At 61.2% G+C, this 5,520-nt stretch carries 4 protein-coding genes, 2 pseudogenes and 1 riboswitch; of the genes and pseudogenes, 1 reads left to right on the plus strand and 5 read right to left on the minus strand.

Features of this window, described 5'->3' with window-relative positions; all coding sequences use genetic code 11:
* Positions 1-126: 126 nt before the first annotated feature.
* Both OQK_RS32025 and OQK_RS32030 read right to left on the minus strand, forming a co-directional pair.
* Positions 127-969 (minus strand): methyl-accepting chemotaxis protein, encoded by an 843-nt coding sequence (locus tag OQK_RS32025; protein ID WP_370593580.1) that lies wholly within the window; start codon positions 967-969, stop codon positions 127-129.
* A 12-nt stretch (positions 970-981) separates the two neighbouring features.
* Positions 982-2,268 (minus strand): annotated as a pseudogene (locus OQK_RS32030) (HAMP domain-containing protein); the annotation flags it as partial.
* Positions 2,269-2,518: 250 nt separating this feature from the next.
* Between OQK_RS32030 and OQK_RS15820 the strand changes: the two are divergent.
* On the plus strand, positions 2,519-3,337 hold the full coding sequence (locus OQK_RS15820; RefSeq protein WP_016773242.1) for a M48 family metallopeptidase: 819 nt from the start codon (positions 2,519-2,521) through the stop codon (positions 3,335-3,337).
* 133 nt (positions 3,338-3,470) lie between these two features.
* Here the strand turns inward: OQK_RS15820 and OQK_RS15825 are convergent, their stop codons facing one another.
* The 3 genes and pseudogenes from OQK_RS15825 to OQK_RS15835 all read right to left on the minus strand — a co-directional run.
* A complete protein-coding gene (locus OQK_RS15825) occupies positions 3,471-4,055 on the minus strand; it encodes a TMEM165/GDT1 family protein (protein ID WP_016773243.1) in 585 nt (194 codons plus the stop codon).
* Positions 4,056-4,143: 88 nt separating this feature from the next.
* Positions 4,144-4,268, minus strand: a riboswitch (yybP-ykoY riboswitch).
* Positions 4,269-4,307: 39 nt separating this feature from the next.
* Positions 4,308-5,306, minus strand: a complete 999-nt coding sequence (locus tag OQK_RS15830; RefSeq protein ID WP_016773244.1) for a class I SAM-dependent methyltransferase — start codon at positions 5,304-5,306, stop codon at positions 4,308-4,310.
* A gap of 32 nt (positions 5,307-5,338) precedes the next feature.
* Positions 5,339-5,520 (minus strand): annotated as a pseudogene (locus tag OQK_RS15835) (glycerate dehydrogenase); the annotation flags it as partial.

Raw genomic sequence — 5,520 nt, forward strand, 5'->3', positions numbered from 1 at the left:
TTCAGAGGTACACCGACCTGAACGATCTGTTGTGAATCCATAATCGACTGTTTTTTTCAAGTGGATGTATAGCGCAAGACATCGCGGTCGGTCCCCTCTCCCTCCGGGAGAGGGGCTCTTGATCTTTCAGACCTTGAACTGATTGATCAACCGCCGCTGCTGTTCCGCCAGTTTGGTCAACCCGGCGCTCGCCGAACTCGACTCATCCGCACCGCCGGCCACTTCATTCGCCACCTGACCGATGTTGATCACATTGCGGTTAATGTCGTCGGCCACTGCACTTTGCTCTTCGGCCGCACTGGCAATCTGCGTGTTCATGTCGTTGATCACCGACACGGCCTGAGTAATGGTCTCCAGCGCTTCGGCCGCTTTCGCCGCGTGTTGCACGCTTTCGTCGGTGCGGTTCTGGCTGTCTTCCATGACGCGCACCACATCGCGCGTGCCCTGTTGCAACTGCTGGATCATGCTCTGGATTTCTTCGGTGGCCTTCTGGGTTTTCTGCGCCAGATTGCGCACTTCATCCGCGACCACTGCAAAACCGCGACCCTGCTCGCCGGCTCGCGCGGCCTCAATCGCCGCGTTCAGTGCCAGCAGGTTGGTCTGTTCGGCGATGCCGCGAATGGCGGTGAGGATGGCGTTGATGTTTTCGCTGTCCTTGGCCAGCGTCTGCACCACCTCGACAGCCTTGCCGATTTCCACCGCCAGTACGCCAATCGAATTCGAGGTGTCGCGGACGATCTGCATGCCTTGGCTGGCGGCCTGGTCGGCATGGCTTGCCGCTTGTGCGGCCTGGGTGGCGTTGCGCGCCACGTCCTGGGCGGTGGCGGTCATTTCCTGCACCGCAGTCGCCACCTGATCGATTTCGGCCATTTGTTTCTGCACGCCGATGTTGGTGCGAATGGCGATGTCGGCGGTGTGTTCCGAAGAATCGCTGACGCTCTGCACCGAGGTCACCACTTGCGTAATCATCGCCTGCAACTTGGCGAGGAAGGTGTTGAAGCCTTTGGCAATCGAGCCCAGTTCATCGCTGCGGTCGCTGCTCAAGCGCCGGGTCAGATCGCCTTCGCCCTGAGCGATGTCATCGAGCATGGCGACCATTTGTTTGAGTGGCCGCGCAATGCCGTGGCCCACCAGCCAGATCACCAGCAGGCCGATGCCGGCGATGATCAGGCCGACCATGGCCATGCCGAAGGTGTCGGATTTGCGCTGGGCATCAAGGTCGGCTTGGAGGTTTTGCAGATCGGCCATGACGGCGTTGAGCGGCAGTTGCAGCATCAGCGTCCAGCGCGCGTCGGTCTGGCCGATGCCGAACGGCAGGTACAGCTCGATACGACCCTTGGCCTGATTCACCGCATAGGTGACCTCGTCGCGCTTGAGGTTGGCGAGATTGCTGGCCTGTTCGGCGTCGAGGATGTCGCTGACTTTTTCACCGAATTTGCTCGAGTCCTTGGTGTAGGCAACGATCCGCCCGTTGCCGCCGACCAGCGCCATTTCACCGGCGCCGCTGTAAAGCTTCTGATTGGCGGCGAGCAGCATGTCCTGAATGAAGTTCACCGAGAGGTCGGCGCCGACGATGCCCTGGAACGCGCCGTTGACCATGATCGGTTCAATGAACGAGGCGAGCATGACAATCTTGTCACCGACCTTGTACGGTGCCGGGTCGATCACGCAGGGTTTCTTCGTCTCTTTCGAGCACAGGTAGTACTCGCTGGCGCGCACCCCGGTGGACAGGGTTTTCTGATCGTCGACGTCGGCCAGTTTGTCCACGCCCAGGCTGCCGTCGGTATTGCGGAACCACCACGGCAAAAAGCGCCCGGTGGCCGGGTCGATACCGACCACGGCGCTGCCGATGTAGGCGGCGTCATTGTGGTCCAGTGCGTTTTTTTCCCAGCCGATGTAGGTGCCGAGAATTTTCGGGTTCTTTTCGACGTTTTCCTTGATCAGGCTGATCAGTTGCTCGCGGCTGACGCTCAGGCGCGGCTGGCCATCGGCGCCGGTTGTACCGAGCAAGGCGTTGGCCCGTACCAGACCGCCGGCAATCAGCAGCGGCGCTTCGAGTTCGCGCTGGATCTGGCTGACCTGGGTCTGCGCCAGCGAGGTCAGGCGCTGTTCGATGACTTGCTCGAACTGCGCCTGGGTGCGCTGTTGCACCATTTCTTGAGTGCGAGCGCCCGAGAACAGCGCGTACAGCACCAGCGCCGCGACCACGCTGAGAACGATGGCGCCGGCCAGAGCGGCGACGGAAAACTGGATCGACTTGAACTTCATGGGAGCTCCGCACGCAAGAGGACAAACTGCGAGGGATTTATCGGCGGGGTGGGCGCGGCCATGAGAGACGTTGGTCGGAATCGCCGCGCGATGTCGCTGATGGATCGGTGCACGGCGGATTCAATGCGCTTGAGGAATTTCCACGAGGTCTTGCGGCCATAGGTGAATGTACGCGCAATGCGTCCGTTGTATCTGGCGCCGATACAATTAGCCGCCTAGGATACGCCTCAGGTTTTCAGGGAGCTTTTGAATGAACAAGACATTAGTGGTAAGTGCTTTGAGCGCAGCGCTGTTGCTGGCCGGTTGTCAGTCGGTCAACACCACCAGCGGCGGTGCCGTGGGCGTGGAGCGCAAGCAGTACATGTTCAGCATGCTGTCCTCGCAAGAGGTCGATCAGATGTACGCGCAGTCGTATCAGAAGACCGTCGGCGAGGCGTCGAGCAAAGGTGTGCTGGACAAGACCAGCCCTGAAGCCAAGCGCGTGCAGACCATCGCCAACCGCTTGATCGCCCAGGCGCCAACCTTCCGCCCGGACGCGGCGCAGTGGCAATGGGAAGTCAATCTGATCAAGAGCGATGAGCTCAATGCCAACTGCGGTCCCGGCGGCAAGATCATCTTCTACACCGGGCTGATCGACAGCCTGAAACTCACCGACGATGAAATCGCTGCGGTCATGGGCCATGAAATCGCCCACGCCCTGCGCGAGCACGGTCGTGAAGCGATGTCCAAGGCGTACGGTATGGAGATGGCCAAGCAGGGCGCTGGTGCCCTGTTCGGTCTGGGTCAGGACAGCCTGGCACTGGCCGACACCGTGGCCAACTACGGCATGACCTTGCCCAACAGTCGCGCCAACGAAAACGAAGCCGACCTGATCGGCCTGGAACTGGCCGCCCGCGCCGGCTACAACCCGAACGCGGCGATCACCCTGTGGGACAAGATGAGCAAGGCTTCCGAAGGCGCGCCACCGGAATTCATGAGTACTCACCCGGCATCGAGCAGCCGCATTGCTGCGTTGCAGGCAGCGATTCCGAAGGTGATGCCGCTGTACGAAAAAGCCCCGAAGTCCTGAGATTGACGGGGTCATGATCGTTCCCACGCTCTGCGTGGGAATGCCGCAAGGGACGCTCCGCGTTCCAAGCGGGACGCAGAGCGTCCCCGGCTGCATTCCCACGCGGAGCGTGGGAACGATCCTTCTCTCAGGGTTAAACCCAGCCGCTGCTCTGCATCGCTTTATAAACCGCAACAATCGCCAGAATCATGAACGCCGAAGCCGCGAGGCGGCGGATCAGGGTCAGCGGCAGTTTCTCTGCGGCAAAGTTACCCGCCAGGACCACCGGCACGTTGGCAATCAGCATGCCCACGGTGGTGCCGATAATCACCAGCCAAAGTTCCGGATATTGCGCGGCGAGCATCACCGTGGCGATCTGCGTCTTGTCGCCGATTTCCGCGAGGAAGAAAGCGATCAGCGTGGTCAGGAACGGCCCGAACTTGCGCGCCGTGCTGGCTTCGTCGTCATCCATTTTGTCCGGGACCAGGGTCCACAGCGCCGTGGCGGCGAAGCTGGCGGCGAGGATCCAGTGCAGGACGGCGTCGGAGAAGAAACTGCCGAACCAGGCGCCTACCGCACCGGCTGCTGCGTGGTTGGCCAAAGTCGCGGCGACAATCCCGGCAATGATCGGCCAGGGTTTGCGAAAGCGAGCGGCGAGAATCAGCGCGAGCAGTTGCGTCTTGTCGCCGATTTCGGCCAAGGCAACGATAGCGGTGGGAACGAGTAGCGAGTCCAGCATCAGGGATTTCCTAAGGGGCGGGTCGACACGGCTATGACACGTACAGCCTTCCCGCCCCGGGTAAGGTGTGCGTGTCATAGGTCTTGTCAAACCCTGCGATCCGTCTGGTGCGGACGCTTGGGTCGCATACGCCATGATCTGAGGATCAAGTATGTTGACGTATGCCGGACGAGCATGGCGCTCGTGGGAGACTACTCCCCTAGGACGGAGCGGATTCTGCCTAGGCAAATCCGATTGGGCAAGAACAAATTTTCAGCCGCGCTTGGCCCGGTAGATCCGGAAACCATTGCCTTCAGCCTTGATCGCACACACGCCCAGGTGCTCCTCGATCAACGGCTGATACTTGAGGAAGCTGTTCGCCACAAGGCGCAGTTCGCCACCGTTTTTCAGATGTTTCGCCGCTTTTCGCAGCAGGTTCTCCGTTGCGAAATAATCGGTGTGCACGCCGACATGGAATGGTGGATTGCTCAGAATCGCGCTCAAACCCATCGGCGCGGCATCGATGCCGTCGCCGGTCAGCACTTCGGCTTCCAGGCCATTGGCTGCCAGGGTCAGACGACTGCTGGCGGCGGCGAACGCGTCGACATCCAGCAACGTCACCTGATTGTGCGGATAGCGACGTTTCACCGCAGCCCCGAGCACGCCGGCGCCGCAACCGAAATCGAGCAGATGGCCGCTCGGCAGTTTGTCCAGATGCTCCAGCAGCAGGGCGCTGCCGCGATCCAGGCGCCCATGGCTGAACACGCCCGGCAGGCTGATGACTTTCAACGGCCCTTCGGCCAGCGGCAGTTCGTAAGTCTGCGCCAGGCTTTCCAGCGGTTTCGCTTCAGGTGCATTGGCCACGGTGACTTGCCAGAGCTGGCAGTGACGGGCGCTGTCGAGTTTGCGCGGCTTGCCAAACGGATTGAGCTGCTTGGACGCGCCTTCGATGCCGCTGCGTTTTTCCCCGACCAGAAACACTTCACGCCCGGCCAGACGCGATGCCACTGCGTTGAGGATGTAATCGGTGAGGTCCTTGGATTTGGGCAGGAACACCACAGCGCTGTCGAACTCACGCTCGGGCACGTTTACGCCGAACTGGCTGCGGCCCTCGAAACGCGCGTCCAGTGCGGCTTGATCGCCAGCGTGCCAGCACCAGCCGAATGCGTTGGGCAGGCGTCCGAGCAAATCATCGGCGGGCAGGCCGGCCAACAGCAGCGAACCCTGGAATAACTCGGCCTGACGAAGCAGTACTTCACTGCGCGGATCCATAACTGCTCCTTGAAAAAAAGTGCCGCAGTTTATCAACTGACGACCCGCAGCGCCTCACCGCTGAAGAACGCCTGGGCGTTTTCGCTCAGTTGCCCGACGATACGCTGGCGCGCCTCGCGGCTGCCCCAGGCGTTGTGCGGGGTGACGATCAGGCGCGGGATATCAGCGGCGAGCAGCGGATTGCCCTGGGTCGGTGGCTCGACACTCAACACAT

It is taken from the genome of Pseudomonas sp. R62 (assembly GCF_000257605.1).
GTDB lineage: Bacteria > Pseudomonadota > Gammaproteobacteria > Pseudomonadales > Pseudomonadaceae > Aquipseudomonas > Aquipseudomonas atacamensis.